This is a genomic window from Trichocoleus sp. FACHB-591 (assembly GCF_014695845.1).
In the GTDB taxonomy this organism is placed as follows: domain Bacteria; phylum Cyanobacteriota; class Cyanobacteriia; order FACHB-46; family FACHB-46; genus Trichocoleus.
Genome location: NZ_JACJPA010000018.1, coordinates 1 through 23,804, shown reverse-complemented (window position 1 = coordinate 23,804; position 23,804 = coordinate 1). Strand labels below are relative to the sequence as shown.

Annotated in this window: 19 protein-coding genes; 11 read left to right on the top strand and 8 right to left on the bottom strand. The window is 47.8% G+C overall.

The genetic code is table 11. From position 1 onward, the window contains the following. The 4 genes from H6F90_RS02260 to H6F90_RS02245 all read left to right on the top strand — a co-directional run bounded on the left by H6F90_RS02260 (position 1) and on the right by H6F90_RS02245 (position 5,665). Positions 1-1,020: an ATP-binding SpoIIE family protein phosphatase gene (locus H6F90_RS02260; RefSeq protein WP_190440158.1), complete on the top strand. Its 1,020-nt coding sequence runs from the start codon at positions 1-3 to the stop codon at positions 1,018-1,020. Between the two features lies 1 nt (position 1,021). Next, positions 1,022-3,190 (top strand): ATP-binding protein, encoded by a 2,169-nt coding sequence (locus tag H6F90_RS02255; protein ID WP_190549867.1) that lies wholly within the window; start codon positions 1,022-1,024, stop codon positions 3,188-3,190. Next, the gene (locus H6F90_RS02250) at positions 3,183-5,150 is read left to right on the top strand and encodes a response regulator (protein ID WP_190549865.1); all 1,968 of its coding nucleotides are present in this window, start codon (positions 3,183-3,185) and stop codon (positions 5,148-5,150) included. Before H6F90_RS02255 ends, H6F90_RS02250 begins: the two co-directional genes overlap by 8 nt. Before the next feature lie 113 nt (positions 5,151-5,263). Next, positions 5,264-5,665, top strand: a complete 402-nt coding sequence (locus tag H6F90_RS02245; protein WP_190549863.1) for a peptidoglycan-binding protein — start codon at positions 5,264-5,266, stop codon at positions 5,663-5,665. A gap of 73 nt (positions 5,666-5,738) precedes the next feature. Here the strand turns inward: H6F90_RS02245 and H6F90_RS02240 are convergent, their stop codons facing one another. Further along, the gene (locus H6F90_RS02240; RefSeq protein ID WP_190549861.1) at positions 5,739-7,982 is read right to left on the bottom strand and encodes a PAS domain-containing protein; all 2,244 of its coding nucleotides are present in this window, start codon (positions 7,980-7,982) and stop codon (positions 5,739-5,741) included. A gap of 382 nt (positions 7,983-8,364) precedes the next feature. On the opposite strand from H6F90_RS02240, the gene H6F90_RS02235 reads away from it, so the two are divergent. The 4 genes from H6F90_RS02235 (at position 8,365) to H6F90_RS02220 (ending at position 11,009) form a co-directional block, all read left to right on the top strand. Beyond that, positions 8,365-8,874 carry a hypothetical protein gene (locus H6F90_RS02235; RefSeq protein WP_190549859.1) on the top strand — a complete coding sequence of 170 codons (510 nt, stop codon included), beginning with the start codon at positions 8,365-8,367 and terminating at the stop codon, positions 8,872-8,874. Positions 8,875-8,997: 123 nt separating this feature from the next. Next, complete coding sequence (locus H6F90_RS02230) at positions 8,998-9,816, top strand: S-adenosyl-l-methionine hydroxide adenosyltransferase family protein (RefSeq protein WP_190549857.1); 819 nt, start codon at positions 8,998-9,000, stop codon at positions 9,814-9,816. 51 nt (positions 9,817-9,867) lie between these two features. Beyond that, entirely contained in the window at positions 9,868-10,734 is an 867-nt protein-coding gene (gene menH, locus H6F90_RS02225; protein ID WP_190549854.1) for a 2-succinyl-6-hydroxy-2,4-cyclohexadiene-1-carboxylate synthase, read from the top strand. Next, the gene (locus H6F90_RS02220; protein WP_190549852.1) at positions 10,716-11,009 is read left to right on the top strand and encodes a hypothetical protein; all 294 of its coding nucleotides are present in this window, start codon (positions 10,716-10,718) and stop codon (positions 11,007-11,009) included. Before menH ends, H6F90_RS02220 begins: the two co-directional genes overlap by 19 nt. A gap of 108 nt (positions 11,010-11,117) precedes the next feature. Here the strand turns inward: H6F90_RS02220 and H6F90_RS02215 are convergent, their stop codons facing one another. The 4 genes from H6F90_RS02215 to H6F90_RS02200 form a co-directional block, all read right to left on the bottom strand. Then, a complete protein-coding gene (locus tag H6F90_RS02215; protein WP_190549850.1) occupies positions 11,118-12,434 on the bottom strand; it encodes a serine hydrolase in 1,317 nt (438 codons plus the stop codon). Between the two features lie 349 nt (positions 12,435-12,783). Further along, the gene (locus H6F90_RS02210; protein WP_190549848.1) at positions 12,784-13,056 is read right to left on the bottom strand and encodes a hypothetical protein; all 273 of its coding nucleotides are present in this window, start codon (positions 13,054-13,056) and stop codon (positions 12,784-12,786) included. Positions 13,057-13,259: 203 nt separating this feature from the next. After that, positions 13,260-13,592: a cytochrome c6 PetJ gene (gene petJ / locus H6F90_RS02205; RefSeq protein WP_190549846.1), complete on the bottom strand. Its 333-nt coding sequence runs from the start codon at positions 13,590-13,592 to the stop codon at positions 13,260-13,262. Between the two features lie 45 nt (positions 13,593-13,637). Continuing rightward, positions 13,638-13,943: a hypothetical protein gene (locus H6F90_RS02200; RefSeq protein ID WP_190549843.1), complete on the bottom strand. Its 306-nt coding sequence runs from the start codon at positions 13,941-13,943 to the stop codon at positions 13,638-13,640. A 514-nt stretch (positions 13,944-14,457) separates the two neighbouring features. Here H6F90_RS02200 and H6F90_RS02195 point away from each other — a divergent pair. Next, on the top strand, positions 14,458-15,801 hold the full coding sequence (locus tag H6F90_RS02195; protein ID WP_190549841.1) for a glycosyltransferase family 4 protein: 1,344 nt from the start codon (positions 14,458-14,460) through the stop codon (positions 15,799-15,801). 114 nt (positions 15,802-15,915) lie between these two features. On the opposite strand, the gene H6F90_RS02190 is transcribed toward H6F90_RS02195, so the two are convergent. Both H6F90_RS02190 and H6F90_RS02185 read right to left on the bottom strand, forming a co-directional pair. Next, positions 15,916-18,261 carry a polysaccharide biosynthesis tyrosine autokinase gene (locus H6F90_RS02190; RefSeq protein ID WP_190549839.1) on the bottom strand — a complete coding sequence of 782 codons (2,346 nt, stop codon included), beginning with the start codon at positions 18,259-18,261 and terminating at the stop codon, positions 15,916-15,918. Positions 18,262-18,308: 47 nt separating this feature from the next. Beyond that, positions 18,309-19,787 carry an SLBB domain-containing protein gene (locus tag H6F90_RS02185; protein ID WP_199295666.1) on the bottom strand — a complete coding sequence of 493 codons (1,479 nt, stop codon included), beginning with the start codon at positions 19,785-19,787 and terminating at the stop codon, positions 18,309-18,311. A gap of 421 nt (positions 19,788-20,208) precedes the next feature. On the opposite strand from H6F90_RS02185, the gene H6F90_RS02180 reads away from it, so the two are divergent. Together H6F90_RS02180 and H6F90_RS02175 are read left to right on the top strand one after the other, a co-directional pair. After that, on the top strand, positions 20,209-20,793 hold the full coding sequence (locus H6F90_RS02180; RefSeq protein WP_190440185.1) for a dual specificity protein phosphatase: 585 nt from the start codon (positions 20,209-20,211) through the stop codon (positions 20,791-20,793). Between the two features lie 381 nt (positions 20,794-21,174). Further along, on the top strand, positions 21,175-21,990 hold the full coding sequence (locus tag H6F90_RS02175) for an SDR family oxidoreductase (RefSeq protein WP_190549836.1): 816 nt from the start codon (positions 21,175-21,177) through the stop codon (positions 21,988-21,990). A gap of 1,017 nt (positions 21,991-23,007) precedes the next feature. On the opposite strand, the gene H6F90_RS02170 is transcribed toward H6F90_RS02175, so the two are convergent. Next, positions 23,008-23,424: a response regulator gene (locus tag H6F90_RS02170; RefSeq protein WP_190549835.1), complete on the bottom strand. Its 417-nt coding sequence runs from the start codon at positions 23,422-23,424 to the stop codon at positions 23,008-23,010. Between the last annotated feature and the right edge of the window lie 380 nt (positions 23,425-23,804).

The window sequence follows — 23,804 nt, the reverse complement described above, 5'->3', positions numbered from 1 at the left end:
ATGACCCACCCCATTGTTCTCTCGATGGTAGAGCCGAGTCAGGTTGGAGAAGCACGACGCAGAGCCGCATCTCTAGCAACGCAGCTCGGCTTTAGTGAGGTAGAGCAAGGCAAGGTGGGAATTGTCGTGACTGAAATAGCCAACAATCTGATTAAACATGCTCAAGAGGGGGCTTTGCTGCTGCGATCGCTAGAGCGACAAGGTGTGGCAGGGCTAGAAATTCTCTCTCTCGATCGGGGACCAGGAATGCGGGATGTGAGCGAGTGCCTCAGAGACGGCTTCTCCACGGGTGGCACTTCTGGAACTGGGTTAGGCGCAATCCAACGTCTCTCCGATCAGTTTGAGATCTATTCTGCTTCCCCCGAAGGAACTGCTATTTTCTGCCGACTGTGGGCGGGTTCTGCCTGCCCAGTCTATGCAGCGGGTGAGTTAGAGATTGGGGTAGTTTGTTTGCCTATGCAGGGTGAAGAGGTGTCAGGAGATGCCTATTGCAGCCAATTTGTCGGCGATCGCCATCTCTTACTGATTGCCGATGGGTTAGGACATGGACCGATGGCAGCCCAAGCTTCCTTGGAAGCAGTGAAGGTGTTTCAAGAGGCAGGCGATCGCACTCCATCCGAGCTGATGGCGGATATGCATGCAGCTTTGCGGAGCACGCGGGGCGCAGCAGTGGCGATCGCAGAAGTGAACTTGCAGGAACAGAGGGTGCAGTACGTTGGAGTTGGCAATATCGTGGGTAGCCTTTTGGCGACTGACCAGCCGATTGAGCGCACTACCAATATGGTGTCTCACAACGGCACTGTGGGCTGCGAAATGCGAAAAAATCAGACCTTTACCTACTCGTGGAAGCCGAAAGGGATACTGATTATGCATTCCGATGGTTTGGGAACAAAATGGCGCTTAGATCGCTATCCTGGCTTGGTCAACCAGCATCCCAGCCTGATTGCAGGAATTCTCTATCGAGACTTTAACCGAGGACGAGACGATGTGACCGTGCTGGTTGCGCGTGAGGTGAACTGAGATGAGTACAGTGCTGCTAACTCTCGAAATTCGCTATGAACAAGATGTGGTCCTAACCCGCCAACGAGTTCGACAAATTGCAGCGCTCATTGGGTTTGACGCACAAGACCAAACTCGAATTGCTACCGCTGTCTCAGAAATGGCTCGCAATGCCTTTCAGTATACGGGAGGTGGCAGAGTTGAGTTTCGCCTGGAAGGTCAGTCGCCCCAGAGTTTCTTAATCATCATCCGCGACCAGGGACAAGGTATCCCTCAGCTTGAGGACGTTTTGCAAGGACGCTATCAGTCTGAAACGGGAGCAGGGCGGGGCATTGTCGGGGCACGGCAACTGATGGATCAGTTTCAAATTGAGTCTTTGCCAGGACGAGGCACGACTGTGGTTCTAGCTAAGCAGCTTCCCCGGCAAGTCACCGCTCTCAACAGCCAGCAGATCACAAACATTGTTAATGAGTTGGTCCAGCGATCGCCGCAAAACCCCTATGAAGAGGTGCAGCAGCAAAACCAAGAACTCCTCCAAGCCTTAGCGGAACTCCGCAAACGAGAAGAGCAGTTAACGCAACTCAACCGAGAATTAGAGGATACCAATCGAGGAGTCGTAGCTCTGTATACAGAGCTAGATGAGAAGGCAGACTCTCTGAAGCGAGCCAATGAGCTAAAGACCCGCTTTCTCTCGAACATGAGTCATGAGTTCCGGACTCCCTTGAACTCAATTATGTCTTTGACGCGATTGCTGATGGATCGAACAGATGGCGATCTAACGTCGGAGCAAGAGAAACAAGTCACTTTTATCCGTAAATCAGCGGCGGGACTCTCGGATCTGGTCAATGACCTCCTAGATTTAGCCAAGGTAGAAGCGGGAAAGACGGCTGTTCACCTCTCTACATTTGAAGTTGATGAACTATTTGCGACGCTGCGGGGGATGCTGCGACCGCTTTTAGAACATAACTCTTCTGTTTCCCTGATTTTTGAAGAACCTATAGATATTCCGGCAATCCATAGCGATGAAGGCAAAGTGGCGCAGATTCTCAGAAATTTCATCTCGAATGCTCTGAAGTATACCGAGCAGGGAGAAGTGCGAGTGTCTGCGGTGAGGGCTGGCGATCGCGTGGTGCTCTCGGTCGCTGATACAGGGATTGGCATCAGTCCACAGGATCTAGAACGAATTTTTGAGGATTTTATTCAGATCGAGTCGCACTTACAGAAACGGGTGAAGGGGACTGGATTAGGCTTACCACTCTCGCGAAAATTAGCAGAACTTTTGGGGGGTGATGTCGCGGTAGCAAGCACTCCAGGGAGTGGTTCTACCTTTTCAGCCACCATTCCTCTGGTCTATCCTCATATGCCTGAAGGGGTGCCGATCGCCCAACCTGATTGGCAATTTGACCCGCAGCGATCGCCCGTGCTAGTGGTGGAAGATCATGCTGAAACCCTTTTTACCTACGAAAAATATCTCGAAGGTTCAACGTACCAGCTAATTCCAGCGCGTACACTAGAGCATGCCAGCCAGGTCTTAGCCCAAGTGCAACCCATAGCTATTGTTTTGGATATTCTCTTGGAAGGAGAAAACACTTGGTCCCTTTTGACGCAGCTAAAGCAAGATCCCGCGACTCGATCTATTCCAGTTTTGGTAATGAGTGTGGTAGATAATGAGAGACAAACTAGGAATCTGGGCGCGGACGCATTCCTGGTTAAGCCTGTAGATAGGCTGTCATTGCTCAAGCAACTAAATATGTTAATTAATCAAAACCAACAACAAAAACTGTTGCTGATCGATGATGATCTAGTGGCTCGTTATCTGTTGAAACAACAGTTGTCTCAACTGCTGCCTCACATACCACTGTCGATTCTAGAAGCCAGCGATGGATACGAAGGAATTCGCTTAGCGCAGTCAGAACAGCCTCAGGCAATCATCTTAGATTTAGTCATGCCAGAGATGAGTGGCATTGAAGTGCTAGACCAACTGAAGCAGCAGCCTGCCACGAGTAGTATTCCGGTGATCATCAACACATCGCAGCTCTTAGAGGCTGAAGAGACCCAGATTTTAGCTGAGCAGACGGTGGCTATTCTCTCTAAAGAAAATTCCTCAGCCGAGGTTGCGATCGCCAAGCTCCAAGAAGCGCTGATCAAAGCGGGATTAGTGCTGGAGGCGGGGGGAATCGAGCATGACTGAGGAGTCATTGATCAAGATTTTGCATGTAGATGACAATGAATCTAATCGGTATATTGTCTCTCGGATTCTGCGAAATGCTGGATTTATCGCCCTAGAAGCCGAAACCGGCTATGCGGGATTGCAAGTCGTCACAGAGCAATCTCCCGACTTGGTAATTCTGGATGTGAAGCTTCCTGATCTCAATGGCTTTGAAGTTTGTCACCAGATTAAAACGAACTCTAAAACAGCTTTTATTCCCGTGTTGCATCTATCTGCTAGCTTTATCGAAAGCCGAGATAAGGCTCAAGGGTTAGACAGTGGTGCGGATGCTTACTTGGCCCAGCCGGTGGAACCTATTGAGCTACTTGCCACCATTCGGTCGCTGTTACGCATCCGGCGGGCAGAAGATGCCGCTCTAGCTTTGGCCAAGGAATGGCAAATCACCTTTGACTCGATCAGTGATGGCGTTGGCTTACTCGATCGAGAGGGAAATTTTCTCCGTTGTAATCGGGCGCTGGCTCAACTTTTAGGCAGACCCGTAGAAGACATCATTGGATACTCTCAACAAACCCTAATTGAAAAGTTTTTAGGCTACACAGACATCACTCCTTTCGCTCGGGTCCAAGTGACTCAACAGCGAGAAATTCAAGAAGTTCAGTTTGATTCTCGATGGTTTTTAGTTACGGTCGATCCAGTATTTAACTCCGAGGATAGCTTTACAGGCGCAGTTTATCTCCTTACAGATATCACAGAGCGTCAGCGAGCCGAAGCAGAACGAATTCAATTACTCAATCGAGAACAGAAAGCACGGACGGAAGCAGAGGCAGCCAACCGGGTAAAAGATGAGTTCTTGGCAACACTTTCTCATGAATTGCGATCGCCCCTGAATGCGATGTTGGGCTGGACCCGTTTGCTGAATACGCGCAAGTTCGATGAAGCGACTACAGCACGAGCGATGGAGACCATTGAACGGAACGCCCGCTCCCAAGCTCAACTCGTAGAAGATTTGTTGGATGTCTCCCGGATTATTCAGGGCAAGCTGCGGTTAAATGTCCGTCCCATTGAGCTGAAGGCAATCATTGAAACTGCCCTAGAAACAGCGGGGCCAGCCGCAGAAGCAAAGGAAATCCGTTTGCAATCTGTCCTTGACCCAGGGAGCGGGTGCGTCGCAGGAGATTCAGATCGTCTACAACAAATTATTTGGAATCTATTATCCAATGCTATCAAGTTCACACCCAAGGGTGGACGGGTGCAAATTCGTTTAGAGCGAGTGCATTCTCATGTTGAAATTGCTGTTAGCGATACAGGTCAGGGAATTAGCTCAGATTTTGTTCCTTATGTGTTCGATCGCTTCCGTCAAGCGGATAGCTCTATCACCCGTTCCTATAGCGGCTTAGGCTTGGGGTTGGCGATCGTCCGTCATCTAGTTGAGTTGCACGGCGGTACAGTAGAGGCTTATAGTTCTGGTCCGGGAGAAGGCTCAACTTTTACAGTCAAGTTGCCCCTCATTCCGGTGCGGATTGAGGAAAGTAATACAGAACGCATTCATCCCACCGTTGCCCAAGCAGTTCCTTTTAATAATCCTCCTTCTCTAAAAGGCGTCAGGGTCTTGATTGTAGATGATGAAGTAGATGCACGAAACTACCTCTTAGCAGTGCTAGAGCAATGTGAAGCCGAAACCTTAGCAGCAACATCTGCTCAAGAAGCCATAGAACTCCTTTTAGCTCAAAAACCCGATGTGCTGGTTAGTGACATTGGAATGCCGGAAGAAGATGGATACAGCTTAATCCACCGGATTAGGGCTTTACCAGTAGAGCAAGGAGGCTCAATTCCTGCTGTAGCCTTGACAGCTTATGCCCGCACTGAAGACCGCACGCGAGTGATTGCGGCTGGATTTCAAATTCATATCCCTAAACCAGTCGAGCCAGCAGAACTAGCCACTGTTATTGCTAGCCTCGCGGCAAGAAATCGAAAACTTTAAGCCAAACGCCATTCGCCCAGATGGGTGATCTATTGCTAGGTTCCCGAAAACGCAATTTTGGAGCTTGTAGATCGCAATATCAAGCCCACACACCTTCGAGAAGAGCGTTCATCATGGCTTACACCAATGCCCAATTCCGCAGTATTTTGAATGGTTACGGTTTCGGTTCCTCTCCCGAACCCGATCCAAACTTCCCCATCTCCAGCTACGAAGGACCACTCGTTGACAGAACTACGGTAGAAGCTATTAGAGCCTTCCAAACCTACTTTAAACTTAAGGTAGACGGCATTGCTGGCCCGCTCACGATGGCAAAAGCAGAACAAGCGATGCGGATTTTGCAAGATAATCTCAACCGGGTGATCCGAGCCAATATTCCTCAGAATCAACCGTTCTATGGTCCTAGAACCGTCGCTGCGGTTAAAGAGTTTGAGCGCCGCTATGCCTACAACGTGGATGGCGTTGCCAATCTTGTAGTTCGTCAGCGTCTCAATGACTTAGCCCGTGCTGTTGTTTAGTTTTTCTCCATTAAGAGCTGGATTGCTATAGATGAAATTTCTACAGGGGAGATCGCCATTCTCCCCTACACATCTATACCCGCTCTATCCCCTGAAGCCTGAGAGGGAGAGTGATCAAAAACTCAGCACCTTGCCCTAGAGCAGAGATACATTCAAGCTGACCCAAATGTTTCTCAACGACCACCTGGTAGCTGATGGATAAACCTAACCCTGTGCCTTTGCCAATCGGTTTGGTGGTAAAGAAGGGTTCAAACAAGCGCAGTCTGACAGGTTCTGGGATGCCAGGTCCATTATCTGCAATCCTAATTTGCACTTGCTGAGCATCAAGCTTACGAGTCTGAATCGTAATGGTACTGGGATTTTGTTTGATTTCTTGAGGCGATCGCTGGCTGTCTCGTTCATTGAGCGCATCGATCGCATTCGAGAGCACATTCATAAAGACTTGATTTAACTGTCCGGCGTAACATTCCAATAGAGGGAGATTACCGTAGTTTTTGATGATCTCAATGCCGCGATGGTTAGGCGTATCCTTAATACGGTTATGGAGAATCATCAAGGTACTATCAATGCCTTCATGGAGATTCACTGACTTAACCTCGGCTTCATCCATGCGGGAGAAGTTGCGCAGCGCTAGCACAATCTTTTGAATGCGGTCTGCTCCTACTTTCATAGATGACAGTAGTTTGGGCAGATCTCCTGAGAGGAACTCTATATCAACGTCGGCCATCTCCTGTTGAATCTCCGGATGAGGCTGAGGGTAATGTCGTTGATAGAGAGCTAACAGATGCAGCAAGTCCTGCATGTACCCATCGGCATGAGAGAGGTTGCCATAAATGAAATTTACGGGATTGTTGATCTCATGCGCCACACCCGCCACGAGTTGCCCCAGACTAGACATTTTCTCGGTTTGAACTAACTGCGCTTGGGTTTGCTGGAGTGCGCGGAGTGTTTGCTCTAGCTGTTTGGTCTGCGCTTGGGCGGTCGCCGCAGCCGCACGGCTTTGTTCGTACAGTTTGGCTTGATCGATGGCGATCGCCAAATTGTCGCCCACTGCTTGCAGTAAGGCCACCTCTGAATCATCCCAAGTTCGGTTCGCTTGAGTCATGGCGCAACAGATAACACCAATCTCACCAGATTGAGTATGAACAGGGAGCGTCAGCGTGGAAGTGTAGCCTAAAAAGGTAAAGAATTCCCGAGTAGTTGGGTCAGGCTCCCTTTGCACATCATCAATGCGAACACCCTCTCGTCTTAAAGATTTCTCAGCTAAGGGCAGAATGTCTGCATCGACGTTTTTAAATCCTAATAAGCTGTCGAAGGCAGGATCTTTCGCTTCTTGAGTGATCTCCCAATAAGGAGGCGTAGTATCTTGACAGTAGCGGACAAACAAACAGCGATCGAGCTGCAACAAAGATTGAATTTCCCTTACCGCCGTTTCTAGAGTTTGGTTGAGGTTTAAGGAACTCCGAATTTGATTCGTGAGCTGATTGAGCAGTTGTTCGCGCTGGGCTTTTTCTCTCAGCTTGGCCTCTGATTGCCTCAGAGCTGATTCAAATTGCTTGCGATCGCTGATATCTGTTGAAATACCACCCGTTATAGAAACTTCGCCCTTAGCGTTAAAAATAGGAAACTTGACGGAGAGATAAGTATGTAACCCGTCAGCCTGTGGTGCCAACTCCTCTACCGTGATTGCCTTGCCAGAGGTCAATAGGATTTGATCGTTTCTCCAGTGCTCATCAGCGACATGTTGGGGAAAGAGATCATGACTGCTCTTGCCGCAAATCTGTTCGGCGCTCATCCCTGTCAAAATTTCAAACTGGCGGTTTACACGGGTTAACCGACCTTGTGTATCCCTGAGGTAAATAATGGCAGGGCAGTTGTCAATAATAGCCTGTAACTCTGCTTCATTTTCGCGCAGGGCTGCCTCGGCTTGCTTGCGTTGGGTAATGTCTTCAGCCAGTAGCATGACGCCCGCGATGGCACCCGATCGATCTTGCCAAGAGCAAATTCTCCATTGTCGCCAAGCGATCGCCCGATCTGATCGTTGAAACTGTTCTTCGACACAAAGCTCAGTGACTTCCGCTAAGCACTGTTGGTGAGCAGCACTCAAGGGATGACAGTGCTGAGGAAAAAATTCGTAATGCGATCGCCCTGTGATATCTAGCTGATCTAACCCCAAGTCACTCAACCACCGCTGACTGGTGATGAGATAGTTCATGTCGCGATCGAGCAGAGCAGCAGCAAAGGGGAGATTCTCAACAAATAGATAGCAGAGTTCCTCACGCTGTAAGTGGTTGGGGGCAGAGAGGTTCTGAGGCATGCTAAATAATTTTTTCTGAGGCTAGGTTAATCACAACTGTTGTAGCTACAGCATCTCTATCTATCCGTAGTCAGCCTGACCATAGATGGGCAGACAGTTGATCAGTATCACGGCTGGAGAAGGGTAAACATCCGTGGAATCTATGATGATTTGAGCAAGAATTAATTCGCAATTATTTTGGCACTATAAATTTTTACGGTTACCTAGCCCTGGCAGGGCTTAGCCGCCACGCAGGTTCATCAATTCTGCCTAGAGTCCAGTTGAAGCCGAGCGATCTAGAGTGTGATGAGCTTTCAAGATCCCTTTCCATCTGTAGAGAAAAATTGGAGTAGATTGGCCAGAATCGGGAAAACTGTAATTCAGTGGTTTTGAAACTAAATTGGTGGCCAGTCAACGGGATTTTGAGCAAGTTACAGGTTTTGCTGCTGGTAGTGCCCGCACCGATACATTAATGAATGCTGGAATGCAGTTAGCCTTGAGAGCCGCCCAGCTTGGCCAAAATTCTCCCCATCAAGCCGCAAAATGGGAGCAGATAGTAGCGTTGTGGGAAGATGCAGTTACACAAGTGGAGCAGGCTGGTTTGGCCGATCCCGGCTATGTAGCCTCCCGGTCTCTATTGGCAGACTACAAGAAAAACTTGGCGATCGTGCGGATTCGACTAGAGGCAGAACGAGACTCTGCCGCAGCCCTAGAAGCAGCACAAAGGACGACTCGCTCGTTTTTAGCGTCTGCTCCAAGGGAAAACTTCTCTACCAATCGGGGCTATCTCCTCAGCGAACTGCAAGGCATTAGGGATCAGCTAGGCAAGGTCCAGCCTGGAACAACAGCTTATGCTGAAGCCCAGGCGCTGTCACAATCAGCTCAGAAGAAATTGCAGCAATTACAGCCATGAAAGGTAAGGAGTCAGGAGCGAAGGGTGAGAAGGTAGCGATCGCTCATCTTCAGCACTCACCCCTAGATTGAGGATCAAACTTAGCCGCAGCATTAAGGTTGAAAAACAGCTCGTAATAAACCTATGCTGATCCACATCATTGCCGATTATGGACAAGGCGACCTCGCTTTTGCGGAAGTCGTGCAGCGCATCAGACTCTACTTACCAGACGCTGAACCGATCCTTACCCCTGTTCCCGCCTTTTCTACGCTAGCAGCGGGCTTTTGTGTGGCTCAGCTAGGTCTCAATGAAGCTCCCGCTGGCACCATCATTTATCACAACGTTGCGCCTCGCCAGGATGATGAGCAAGCTCGTACGGAAAATGCTGGGGAGAGGCTGGCTTTTGCCCGCCTGCCGAATGGAGTACGGGTCATGGGGGTCAATGCAGGGCACGCTTTCTCCTTTGTGCGGGATGCGGCAGCAGAGTTGTGTTGGGCCGCAGTAGCCGCCGAAGGCTCCCAGTTTCGATCGCGGGATCTCTTTCCTCAAGCCGCTGCTGCGATCGCTCTAGGGCAACCAGAAGCACTAGATGATGTTCTAGAGCCGACGGATATTCCTGATATCCCAGAGAACTGTATCGCTTACATTGATGGTTACGGCAACTTAAAGACCACTATTAAACAGAGCGATCGCAAAGCTGAAGTTGGCTCTGCAATTTCTGTGCGAATTGGTGACACAGAGCAAACCGCGATCGCCAGTGATGGTAGTTTTGCTGTAGAACCAGGACAGATCGCCTTTGCGCCAGGCAGTAGCGGTTGGACAGATTCGGCAGGTCAAGAAACTCAATGGATGGAGTTATTTTTGCGCGGGCACAGTGCTTGGGAAGCATTTGGCCGACCAGCAGTCGGGTCACAGATTCAAATTCGAGAGCGAATTTTGGCTGGCAATAGCAGTCCGGCTTGAATCGAAAAGCCACTATAATGCCGAGAACAGGCGATCGCTGAGCCGCGAATCATGGCAGAAACGACCACACTGGGTAACTATCACTGGCATTACTCTCTCCAAGGTGATCCCAGCCAACCATTAGTTTTGTTTTTACATGGCTTTTTGGGCGACTGTCATGATTTTGACTCTGTTATCTCCTTGCTAGCCAATCAATTTTGCTGCTTAGCTGTGGACTTGCCAGGACATGGCAAAACGAAAGTCAGAGGTGGAAATGAATCTTACGCCATGCCGCAGACTGCTCAAGGGTTAATTCAGCTTTTAGAGCAATTAGAGATTTCTACGTGTTCCTTAGTTGGCTATTCGATGGGTGGACGGCTGGCGTTATATCTAGCCCTCAATTTTCCTCAATTTTTTCATCGAGTCGGGTTAGAGTCAGCTTCGCCCGGGCTCAAAACTGCTGCCGAGCGATCGCAACGCCGCGACCATGATGCCCGACTTGCCGATCAATTAGAAACAGAAGATTTTTTCGATTTCCTGAGGTGGTGGTATAACCAGCCGCTTTTCACCTCCCTCAAGCAGCACCCAGATTTTGAGCAGATCGTAGAATGTCGCTTAGCCAATCATCCTCAGGAACTGGCTCAATCTCTCCGTTATATGAGTACAGGACAGCAACCTTCTTTGTGGGAGCGCTTACCAGAGAATCAACTGCCGTTGCTGTTGCTAGTAGGTGAACAGGATACGAAATTTAGAGCTATCAATACAGAAATGGCAAACTTATGTCCTAAAACTACATTGAGCATCTTGCCCAACTGCGGTCATAATATCCACTGGGAAAATCCCCACCGATTTGCTCAGCAACTGAGACAATTTTTGGCGATCGCACCTGATGCTAGCAAGGACACCCAGAGACAAAATCTATGCAATATCAATATTTAGCCGGATTGATTGTTTTTGCAGGCGTTGGTTCTTTCTTGCTCACCGATACCATTGATTTTTTTCGAGACCTAAAACACCGCGATCGCCGTAGCCGTTGGTATGTAGATCTCCTCCGACTTCTGTTTTTGGCTGGAATTACCACAATTGGTTATAAAATTGCTTCAGAAACATTCCGAAGTTCTCAAGACCAAGTCAGCTTTCTTGCGATCGGTTTGGTAGGAGCAGTTGTAGCCTATTTAGTTACTCAAGGCACTAAGGATCTCAGAAGATCCTAAGGATTCTGTTCTATTGAATATTAGTAGGGGCGTAGCTACTAGGCTTTCCCTAGCTCAACGCCTGAATGCTAAACCCCTACTAACATTCTTAAAGGATATCTGCTTTGTTTAGGGATTGGGTTGATTGACCGAAGCAGTACGAGGTGCCTGATCTAAGTAGCTGTAGACAATGCGAGACACATCCTGGATAAAGTCTCTAGCGGCTGGGTCGTCGTAAGCGCTTTCCACTAAGACAGCGGCGAGATAGTGTTTGCCATTAGGCATGACGACAATTCCAGCATCTCCTAGAAGGAAGCCAATATCTCCGGTTTTATGCGCGATCGTGGCTCCTCGTCCCAAGCCAACAGGCAGGAGTTTCCGGTTTTTGACTCGTTGCAAAATGCCGATCGCTTGGGCCTGGCTTTTAGAAGAGAGCAGCTTCTGCTGATCTAGCATAGCCAACAGGCGAGTCAACTCTTTGGCCGTGGTGGTATTGGTCCCGCGTAAGTCGGGGAGCCAATTGCGAATCACAGTTTTCTCCAAGCCCCAACTGCGGAAACGTTGGTTAAGCATCTGGATGCCACCCATGCGCTTGATGATCATGTTGGTCGCGGTATTGTCGCTGATGGTAATCATCTTCGTGGCAGTTTCCAACGCCGTAAATTTGCTGCCCACAGGGAGATCTTGCATCTCTCCTGAACCGCCAACAACCATATCTCGCGTCATGGTCAAAGTTTCGTTGAGCTTGATTTTGCCAGCATCTACATCTTGAAAAAAGGCGATCAAGATGGGCAATTTAATAATGCTGGCAGTCGCGTAGACTTTGTCTCCGTTCAAATCCAAATAATTGCCAGTCTCCATATCCAGAAATGAAATTCCGGAGCGAAGAGATGAGTATTTAGAGGTACGGAGCGAGGATACTCGCTGTTGTAACCAAGTTAGAGGTCTCCCTGCCGGGATCAGACCACCGAAAGTGTCAGGAGGCGGGGCGACAGTGGCGATCGCCTGTGGCACATTACTCGGAGGATTGGCGATGATCGCAGTCGTGGGTTGAGGCGTGGGCAACTTCACCGTCCACCGGGTTAAGGAACTGCCTCTAACCTGAACTTGCTGCGGGTCCACCGTATATCCCGGCGCTAATTCCACGACGAATCGGGCTGTCTGGGCATTGAACTGACCCGTCCGCACTGCTTGTACGGTACCTCCAATCACTTGGCTGGTTTTGGGTCGTCCCAAGCGGATACCAGGTAGATCAATTACAACACGGCTAGGGTTGGCAATCAGTTGAGCCGTTGGCTGCACTCCTTCATCAGTGCTAATCTCTAACTGATTCTGGCGGGCGTCAAACCGCCAAGATTGCAAAACATCGGCGTGGGCAGGAGCTGAAAGTAAAAGCGTACCGACTAAACCGGGCACAAACCAGGGAAACTTGGCAACTGTTTGCATGTCGAGGGTAGGAAAACGTGTGAGCAGGAGCGAGGAAAATCAAGGTGAAAGCGAAGGAGCCATCCCCCTAGCTATTGAACAATGATTGTGGCGCGATCGCATCCCTGAATAAATTGGAGGAACTGCCTATGAGTCGTATCTCGTTCCTCGTTTGTTCCACCGTCTCGACTAAATCTTTAATCTACAATTATGCTCCTGGTAATAGATGCAGCGAACCAGGAATCTCAAAAAATCTGATCAAAAAATCTGAATAAACCGGAAGTTTTAACCCGCTAGGTTTAAATCACTGGAACTGAAATCTTAATTAACTAGTTGCGACTGTAGTTAGTAGTAGTTATAAGCTCTAGGCTTAAACTACTGCGTTGGCTGTGAGACCTGGCTCAGTGAGAAATGCTTGGAGGAGCGCGATCGCTTTAGCAAACACATTTTCGGGGGCGCGATCGCAGGTGCATCCGAGCAGGCGTTGCTGGCTGTCACGAATTTCTGATTGCCAAAAGCCCGTAGAAGCAGCGCTGACTTCAATGGCAAATTGTTGTTGAGTCGCGGTACTAACCTGAAAATGCCAGGAGCCAGGTGCAGTTGCAGTCACTTTGATGTTTTGCTTTTTGAAGTCAATCTTCATAAAATCCTTTGCTTCATGCTTGCTTCACGATTACTTCATAGTTGTCTCACAGTTCATAGCGCATTTAGTTCAGTAGAATTAGGGATTTTTGATGAAGAATACGGCAAAAGTGCGTAAGTACTCAGCCCAACATTTTCCTCTCAAAAATCTTTAAGTATTTTTTCGCTTTTGAGGAATAAGTTGCATGGCGATCGCTTCTCGCTTCAAGGCCAGTCTTGAGCTGCTTGCTCTAAAACATAAGCTGATACGGCTTGAACCTGCGGCTCACTTAAACGCTCTTGGAAGGCAGGCATGTTGTTTTTGCCATTAGTTACGAGAGCCGCGATCGCCTCCAAGGAGTCTACTTTATATTTCTTCAGTGCTTTCTGCTTCAGAGTTTTACCGCGACGGATAATATTGCCACCATTGGCATGACATCCAGCACAGTGAATCTGGAAAAGTTCTGCTCCCTGATTCAAATCCGCAGCCGCAGCGGAGCTAGGGGCACCACTCAAAATAATGAGGATCACTATAAGGAGAGCTATTAGTTGCCTCATAAATCAAGTTTTCCTACAATCTGGGCTAAGCAAGAGAAGAAAGTTTTAGTCATCACCCGTTTCCGAGCTAGTTTCTGAGCTTGTTTCGGCTACTTCTCCCATTGCCCATGCTTCTCCATTCTCGATCGCTTCTTGGAGAAAGCGTATGGCTAAACGTTTGTAAGCACCAGGCCCCACAAATTGTGGATAAGTATGGGAGCGACTATAAACCCAGACCAAGTCTTCTCCCTCAAAAATTCGGATATCTTGCAATAGGCTTTTGCATTGCGGTTGCAGAGATTTAGCAGTGTTTAAGGCATCTGTCCAACGGCCAAACTCTTGAGAGAAGTTACGGGTAACAACTTTGAACATCACACTTAGTATTTTTAAGCACCTGCATTAATTTAGTATCCCTCACTTGAGCTTAGATTAAGCAAGGTTTTATCACCAACAATACTTTCATTCATTTCGCGCTCATTGTAAATAAATGCAAATTTTTATCGTGCGTTCCCAAAAAAGTTTCTAATTTTTCTGATAAAGCAAATTTTTCTAGTAATACAGTATGGATTGACTCAAAATAGAGCTGTTTTAGTAGCTCCTAAACATTGAAAAATGGTATAAACCAAGGAGCAAATCAATATATTGGCTGCGATCTGTATCAAAAAAAGTGAAATTTTTATGAAGGGTTCCCATTGCTTTAATCATATTAAATATTCCTTGACATCTACCAGAGTCTTGGAGATAAATGATTAGTATTAGATTTTGGTGAGTATAATTCTCAGATGAAATTAACAAATTTAGGATTTTGAGAGTTTAATGTCCAGAGTTGAAAGGGAATTCGGTTGAGCAAGCAATCACTGTATCAGCTCCCTAGTAGTAGCCAGACATGAAGAACGGTAGCCCTTTAGACCTTGATCGATCGCTGCATTTGTCGATTATTACGCAGTTTTATCCCCCCGATTATGCTGCTACCGGACAACTGATTGAAGAACTGGCCTCTCAATTAAGCCATCAAGGAATTGAAGTTCAGGTTTTTACGGGTCAACCGGGATACGCTTTTCAAGCTAAATCGGCTCCAGCGACTGAGAAGGTTGAGCGGGTCCTAGTTCGGCGATCGCGAACTACCCAAATTTGGCCGCAGCGCATCCGGGGAAAAGTAGTTAGTGGTTTGCTATTTTGTCTGCGTTCTGGACTACATTTACTAAAGAATTCTCGACGAGGAAATATTCTTCTCGTTACCACAGCACCTCCGTATTTGCCAGTTTTAGGTCTCTTTGCTAACTTATGCTTTAAGCTGCCTTATATTTGTCTAATTTATGATCTATATCCTGACGTCGCGATTCAGCTGAATGTTGTTTCGCAAAAACACTGGTTAGCTCAAATTTGGCATGCAATTAATTGGGCTGTTTGGAGTAGATCGCAGCAGATTATTGTCTTGAGTCCTACCATGAAGCAGCGGATTGCTGATCGGTACCCAGCTTTAAGCGATAAAATTTCAGTGATTCATAGCTGGGCGAATCCTAATACAATTGTGCCGATCGCCAAGCAAGATAATTGGTTTGCAACGCAGCACCATTTAACTGAAAAATTTACAGTGCTTTATTCGGGCAATTTTGGTCGCTGCCATGATATGGAAACAATTTTAGCGGCGGCAGATCAGCTCAAAAATGAGGCTGTTCAATTTGTATTTATTGGTAGTGGAGCCCAGTATCAAGGTTGCATTGATCAGGCTCAAAGCCTAGGTCTCAATAATTGCTTGTTTCTGCCTTATCAAGATAAGCAGACCTTGCCTTACTCCTTAACTGCTTGCGATTTGTCCTTGGTGAGCATTAGTCCTGGAATGGAAGGATTAGTCGCTCCTAGTAAACTTTATGGCACGCTGGCCGCTGGGCGTCCTGTCGCCATTATTTGTGAACCCCACTCCTATCTCCGTCAGATGCTAGCAGCGGCTGATTGTGGCCAAGCGTTTGAGAATGGAGATGGTAGCGGTTTAGCTCACTTTATTCGTGACTTGGTTCAGAACCGCGAACTATCAGCGAAGTTAGGGGCAGCAGGGCGGCGTTATCTTTTAACTCACTTTACGCCAGAGATTATTGCCAAGCAATACTCTAATGTGATCAAGGCTCAAACGAAGATTTCCTGCCCGGTAACCGTAAAAGCTCCTCTCTCTTTATCTTTCAAGCTGAATCATAGCTGGTTATCTAGACTAGGATTCTCTAGAAAAGCTTGATGGAAGGATGAAGAATGAAAAAGTGCAAAAACATTTAGGGGCATAGTATCTAGCCAGTAACTCTCTGAGCTGAATACTATGCCCCTAAATGGAGATCTGTAATCTACACGATGCCTAACTTAGGTTTGCAGGAACTTCTAGGGGGACAGAATCGCGCTTTTGGGTGTAGTAGCGATTGTAGTAGTCATAGGATTGAGTGGTGTAGCCCTTAATGCCATTCGCCACAATGCCTAAGACGGGGGTGGAAGAAATCCTGAGACTATCTAAAGCCATGACCAAGGTTGAGCGATCGGTTTTTCCGAGTCCTACTACCATGATAATTCCATCGGTATAGGTGGCTAAGATGCTACTGTCTGCCAGCCCTAAGACGGGAGGGGTATCGTAGATCACTAAGTCAAAGCTCTCCTGCAACTCTTCCATCAGGTTTTGCATCTTTTTGGAGGAGAGCAACTTCGTAGGATCAGGCGGAATTTGTCCTGCGGTGATGATAAAGAGATTTTCGTCACTATGCGATCGCTGAATCACCTCTTCAGCAGTCACATTGGTAGCGATTAGGTGGCTCAACCCTCGCATATTGGCTAGGCCCAAGTAAGTATGGACTTGGGGGCGGCGCATATCAGCATCGACCAATAAGACTCGCTGACCCATCGCTGCGGCTGCTTTTGCCAGTTGTAGGGAGATCGTGGATTTGCCTTCCGCAGGAACTGCCGACCCTACGACTAGGGAGCGGATAGGAGTATCTGATCCTAATAAACGAACATTTGTATAAAGCGATCGGAAGGATTCTAAGAAAGGAGAAGTGGTGTAATGGCTAGGACTGGCAATGGGGGCATTTTCCAGATTGAAGGTTTCTAATTGCGATTGGTCACTAAACTCAGGAGCAAGGTTCTGCTCTGGTAAGGTGAAGCGAGGAGCCACAACACCATACGCAGGTTCGGGTAAACGTTTTTGAAACGGCACGACTCCTAGCAGTGGTAACCGGGTCAAATCTTTTAGGTCGGTGGGAGAATGAAAAACGTTGTCTAGCTTTTCGGTGAGTAACGCGGCTCCAGTTCCCAGAAGTAAGCCTGCGACAACACCCAAAGCTAAATTGCGAGGAGTATTAGGCGAAATCGGTTGCTGTGGTTCTTGAGGGGCCGAAATAACTTGCCACGGAATTGCTTTCTGGGATGCTTCAATTTGCAGCGTTTCTTTTGTGCCCAAGAAGCGATTCAAGCTTTCGGTGGCAACCTTTAGTTCTCGCTGTAAGTCAGTGTATTGTCTGGCCAGCGCTGGTACAAGCTCAAAGTTTTGCTTTAGGTTGCGCTCTACTTCTGCAAGGGCCAAATTCCGCATTTGCAGCACTTGCACTTGATTGGCTGTATTCACCAACTGCTTACTGAGGTCTAAAGAGATAGAGGTTAAATTACCATCCGCACCGCTGGGTCGCGCCTGGTTGCCCAAGACCTTTTGGGATTCTTCGCCCAGAAGGGCTTCTAACTGCTGCTTCTTGTCTTCTAGGATTTGAATATTAGGACTGGTTGGTTGAAACCGAGCTAACTCAACCGCGATTTGAGCCTCCACTTCCTGAATTTGATTGAGCAGTTGTTGGTAGCGGGGAGATTCACTCAAAGAGGCAGCAGCGATCGCCTCCGTCGGGCGGTATCCTACTTGATTTTGTAAGGTGCCGTAGAGGGATTGAGCCTCAATGAGTTGCGTGCGAGCTTCTTGTTGTTGTTTTTCTACATCACTAATGAGTTCAGATAGTTCATTGCCTCGTGACTCTGGATCAATGAGACTGTATCTTTGACGAAATTTTTCCAGCTCTTCTTGCAGGCTACTAACTCGTTTACGCAGCTTTGGCAATTGTCCATCGACAAACTGAGTGCCTTGCTGCAAGCTAACTTGTCGCTGTTGCACACCATAGTTGAGGTACAAATCTGACAAGCTTTCAAGGACCGTGTGCACCTTCTTGGGATCGGAGTCGCGGTAGCTGACTAGAAGGATTTTGGTGTTGCTGAGCTGAGTAATGGTGAGATTACTCACTAAGGAACCATAGTTGAGGTCGGGATATAGCTTCTGCAACTTTGATACTGCCGGAGCTAATAATCCAGGGCTGCGCAGCACCTCAATTTGAGTCGCGTAGTCAAAGGTGGGTTGGAGGGCGTTTTGATTCTCTTGTAATAACTGCTGGGGAGATGGCGTATCGGTGACAGGTTCCACCAAAACTTGAAAGTCACCCTTGTAGATCGGGGTTTGACTCCAAGTCCATCCCCAAGTAGTTGCTGTGACTGCGATCGCCACACTCGCCACAATCAACGCTCTACGGCGTAAAACTTCTAGAAAGCTTTTAAGATCAAGCTCGTCCTTGGGGGCATAGTAGGGCTGGGGAGCGTAGTATGTCAGGGGCAGAGCCTGAGGTTGTAGTTCGCCAGGTGGCTGGAGATTTCCTGGTACTAAAGAATAGGGGGATGGTTCCATCTGCATAATTTGCCTACTATTTACCCTAGAAATGAATCAAGCCGAAATCACAAGCCGAGGAGCCGAAATAAACCAAAACCACCAGTAAGGGGTGAAAGTACAGTCCCGATCGCGTCTGAAACTCCAGAAATGCCTGAGCGCTTCACAACAATGGTGTCGTTGTTCCGAAGAGGCGGGTTGTCTTTGTCGTTCAATCCCTTGGAAAAGTTAATCGCAACTTGCTGCCTGGACACAGTGCCGTTAGGGTTTAGCCGAATTAGTTCTACCGATCCCTTTTTGGCTCGGCGGTTAAAGCCACCTGCGGCGAGCAGTCCTTGGTTAAGGGGAGTATTGGGGGGCACTTCTACCACACCGGGCTGTACCACTTCACCCACAACGTTGATTGTGATCTTGTTAGGCGAAAAACTAGCCGAAGCTAGCTCTGTTACTTCCGTGGGAGTCATGGCGGTCGCGGTAGGAATCGCGATGGTATCTCCTTCTTGCAGGGGGATATCTTGACGCACATCTCCAGCCTGCAATAGCTTCCAGAGATCAACATCAATGACTTGGTCGGCCCCCGTTTTGGTCAACCGTCGTAGCTGAATCCGTCGAATGTCTGCTGACTGGGTAATCCCTCCGGCTACCTGAATGGCTCGCGTTACAGTTGGCATTTGTACGCCACCACCTGCCTCGACCTGCCCATCCATGTTTCCAGTCAAGGTATAAGGTCCGGGACGATTCACTTGCCCCACAACCGCAATGCGTAAAGGCTCGGCTTTACTGGCCGCAAAGCTGGCAGCCGCTAATTGGTTGGCTTCCGCTAAATTGACAACTTTTTGAGTGGGGATAAAAATGGTGTCTCCGTCTTGCAGCAGCAGGTCCTGCCGTAAATCTCCTGTTTGCAGGAGTTGCCAAAGATCGACTGTCAACACTTGCTCCCCACCAACATTGAGCGGACGAGCCCGTCGCACTTGTACCTGGCGGGTATCAGCGGCTTGAGTGATCCCCCCCGCCAATTGCACCGCGCGAGTGACCGTAGGCACCCCTTGCTCCCCACTGGGAGACACTGTGTAGGAACCGGGATGGCTGACCTCTCCCGCGATCGCAATTTTTAAGGGCCGCGCTCCTAGGAGAGTAATTGTGACAATGGGCCGCTTAATAATTGGGGCATACTTAGCCGAAAGGACGGCAGAGGCTTGCTTCAGAGTCATGCCTTGAACGGGTATGGTGCCGATCAGCGGTAAATTCAACGAACCATCCGAGAGGACTTGGTGTTCTCCGCTATACTCCGGAACTTGGAAAATATCTAAACGAACGCGATCCCCTGCTCCTAACTGGTAGCCATCAGGGGTGGAATAGGTAGGGGTTAGGCTCGGAGGAGCCGCGTTGGCGGGGGTTAGACTGGCAGGAGCTAAGCTCGGAGAAGCCGTTGCAGGTATGGGGAGGGACATTTGGGCCCATCCTGGAGCTGCTGCACTGCTGAGCAGCAACAAGCTAAAAGTAATCTGACTTAGCGGAAAACTGATGTTATTGTCGTTTTGACCCATTGGAAGCCGACTGCCCTTTTTCCTTCATGGTTTATATGAGATAGCGATCGCACCTGATAAATATTTAGTAAATGTCTGGACTTAGTTAATCATGACGCTGCCCTAAAGTGCTGTAATGGTTAACCAGTTGCTACCAGTAATCAAATTTTGAGGGGTTGCCTTGGCTTTGGTGCTTAAGCTTTGTCGCTTAATTAGGGCAGAGGGATAGCAGACGATTTGGCAGCATCAAGACTTTTCAATAAACAATGGCATACTTTTGCAAAACTAGATGAGTTATTTAGAAATAGTTCAACTATTTAGAATTAGTTAAACATCCCTAGTGAATCTTCGGATCTAGCTCCCCTATACTCGTTACTAGTTCGGGCATGGCAAGGCAAATCCGGATTCCTAGCAGTAGTCCCTGGATCACTGAGAACAGCAATTGGGTCAGCATCGAGAAAATCAGGTGAGACAAGTATTACGGCAGGTTCAACGGCTCATCAAGACCATCTGGTTCCGGTTGCAAGGCTGGTTGTCAGGAAAACCCCGACAACGCTCTTTCTACCAGCGCCAGACTCCCTTTAGTTGGGTGATCCCCGGTAGACTAGCCGTCGGAGGTTTGCCACAAGCAGAAGATCACCCCCGCTTGGTTGCGGCCAACATCAAGGTAGTTCTGTCTCTCTGTGCTGAGATTGAAGGTTGCTTACCAGAAAAGATTATTCAAGATTTCAATTGTCTGCGATTCATTTTGCCAGATCGCTACTACACCACTCAGTTAGAGGTGCATCAACTAGCTAAGGCAGTAGAGATTGTGCATCAGAGTGTGCAGAACCAGCTCCCCATCTATGTCCACTGTCTAGCGGGAATCGAGCGATCGCCAACCGTCTGTCTGGCCTATCTCTGCCTCTACCAAAATTTGGAGCTGTGGGAAGCGTTAAATTGGCTTAAGCAGGTGCACCCTTCAACTATGCCTAATGAGTCACAACTGCGAACCCTCCGGGAGTTTTTGCAAGTCAGGCAGAATTAACAAGTTTTTTAACAAGTCTTAACTTGTTCAGTCTAGATTTAAAAATTATTTTTATTAAATTTTTGCTAAGTTTGGCATCGCTTAAATCAAGCATTTTTGTAGAGATGCAATTCTTGATTGTCCTTAAACTTTTCCCTGAGAGCAAAGTAATGCAACTTCAGTTTCGGGGTTATTTTTGATCAGTTGATCAGGGGCGATCGCGATATGTTTTAATTGCTACTTGTTTGATTAATCACATAGTTTTTGGCTTTTACCTATGTGTAGGTAAAAGCTTCACTAAGTTTTAGTTACGCTTTACTCCTTTCAGCAGTTCAGCATTATTGGCCTTCTCAAGTATCCTAAGGCTGATGCAGGAAATGTTTTGGCAGACAAGGAGCAAGAATGTCGGAGCGAGTACTGGTTGTTGGAGCCACAGGAGGAGTTGGGCAATTAGTTGTAGCCAAACTACTGGAGAAAGGATTCTCTGTGCGAGCCCTAACTCGTAACTCTGCCAAAGCTCAGAAAATTTTTGGCGATCGCGTGGAGACAGCAGTGGGCGATATTCGTCAAGCAGAAACGCTGCCTGCGGCAATGCCAGATGTTACTCACATCATTTGTTGTACTGGAACCACCGCTTTTCCTTCGGCTCGCTGGGAATTTGATTTGCCTCCACAAAATCAGTTGCAGCGCCTACAAGCCTGGGGCAAGATTTATTTCGATGCCAATTATCGCAATACCAAAGCCAAAAACAATCCTGAAAAAGTAGATGCTGAAGGGGTTGGCCATCTAGTTAATGCGGCCCCTAAAAACCTCCAGCGATTTGTTTTTGTTTCCTCTTGTGGGGTAGAGCATAAAGATAAACCGCCCTACAACTTATTGAATGCTTATGGCGTATTGGATGCGAAGGATAAGGGAGAACAAGCGATCGCCCGATCAGGTTTACCCTACACCATCATCCGACCGGGACGACTGATTGATGGTCCTTATACTTCCTATGATCTCAATACCTTGCTGAAGGCAACCACCGGAGGTAAGCAGGGAGTGGTACTAGGAACAGGAGATCGATTATCGGGGCAGACGAGTCGGATTGATGTGGCGGCTGCTTGTGTGGAATGTCTGAGCAGTGCAGCAACAGTCAGGAAAGTATTTGAAATTGTGAATCAAGGCACGAGACCACCAGCTCTCAGTTGGACAGAACTGTTCGCCCAACTAGCTTGAGGTGAACAGTTAAAGTCAGGCACTAGTCAAGCACTTGAGGCGATCGCTGCTTCTTGAATTAAAAGAATGGCGTTCTGGCTATAACGCTACATGGCCAGAACGCCATTCTAGTAGCGGCTGGCTTCAAACCGCACTTCGCTAAACCCATTGACCTGGCGGAGCTAGTCACAGCAATCACGAACTTAAAGGCAGTAGCGTCACTGTTATAAGCCGCTTGTGAGCGGACTTGATAGATGATTCTCAGGATGAGACTAATTAGTCAGGTCTTGGTCTCATAATTGATTTTCAAGACTTACATCTAGACCAAAGGTGAGACTCTTAGTCCAAGAAAGAACAAACTTACAGGGTTATATCAGTTCCCTGCACCTGTGCTATGGATTGAAACTAAAAAACTCGGATGAACTCTAGGGTTCCAAATTATGAATTACCAACTAGGAACTGGCATTGAATTTCAGTCAGCATTTTCCAAGCAGGATTGAGCTATACCTTTTTGTTTCGTTTTTTATTTCAGGGCGTGCTGCATGACACGAAAGCTTGGTCTCAAGTAGGCTCGATAAGACTCGCAAATAGACTCATGGCGAGACTCAAAATCCACAAAAGAGACAAGTGTTTTTCGAGATGGCGGATAACTGCTGCAGCTCCATTTTGGAAGAAGGAACTTGCCTGGCGGTTGTTTAGCGTTATCCCAATTCTCTAAATTCTATTTACAGATATTCGTAGGGGCAAACGTCCGTTCGCCCCTACGAATATCATTTGAAGCCCGATTTTTAGGAATTGGTATTAGATATTGGGCTTCTGGTGGTCTGGTTAAACATCGCATTGCCTTATGTCCGTGTGAGGTTTAACTAAACCTCGTTTTTAGTGACCAACCTTATTTGGCTACTTCACCTCTAACGTCGCTCCTCCCTGCTTACCTGAGATTCTTTTTTTAGTCGGCGTGGAATTGTTCGGTTTAGCTTTGTGGTTTGTCATCAGAACCTTCTCCAAGCACTTCTGGCAAAGCGAATCTCTTTAAACTCATGCTGTGAGTTCGGCAATCGCATCCAGCAGTTCATAAATGTCTAATGGTTTGACCATATATTTCTGGAAACCGGATACTAATGCTCCTTCGTTATAGGCTCGCTCTGAAAGCTTGGTACTGTAACCCGTCATCGCGATCGCTGGCAAAATCTTAGGAGAATTTCTCTGCAAGTTTCTGATTTGCTTGAGCAGATCGTAACCGTCGCCATCGGGAAGTTGGATATCAGTAATGAGAATATCGGGTTCAAAAGATTGCAGTACTTCTAGAGCGTCGCGGGCTGTGCCTGCTACCCTCACCTGAGTTCGCGCCTGACTCAAAAGCAGACTGAACAATTCTGCTGTGTCCGAGTCATCTTCAACGACCAAGATTGACAAGTCGTTGAGGAGTTCTAGAGTACTTGGCGCTTCACTCATCGGGTTGATGTGTTGCGGTGTACGCAATTATTCAAAAAGCCAGAGTTACCTGTAGATAAGGCTTTTGTTTGCTGTCTTAAGCAGTTTGGACTAAAAATGGACTAAATTTCAACCCTTGTTTTGAGTTGCTTGACTTGCCCCAATAGGCTTTGCGATCGCGTAACTCAACTATAAACCGAGATGCCCAATTCGCTTCTACAAACTATTTCGAGGCAGAGCATCTGTCAGCATCTATCGATTTGTAGCTTTTCTCAGATCTTGCACCTCGTAATCTGAACCTCCCACCCCTGCTGCTGTAACAGCATGCGCTTTTGCTCAACTTCCTGAAGCAACAGGGCAACAACCACCTCGCCTAGGCAGGCTCCGAGCACGGTTGTCGC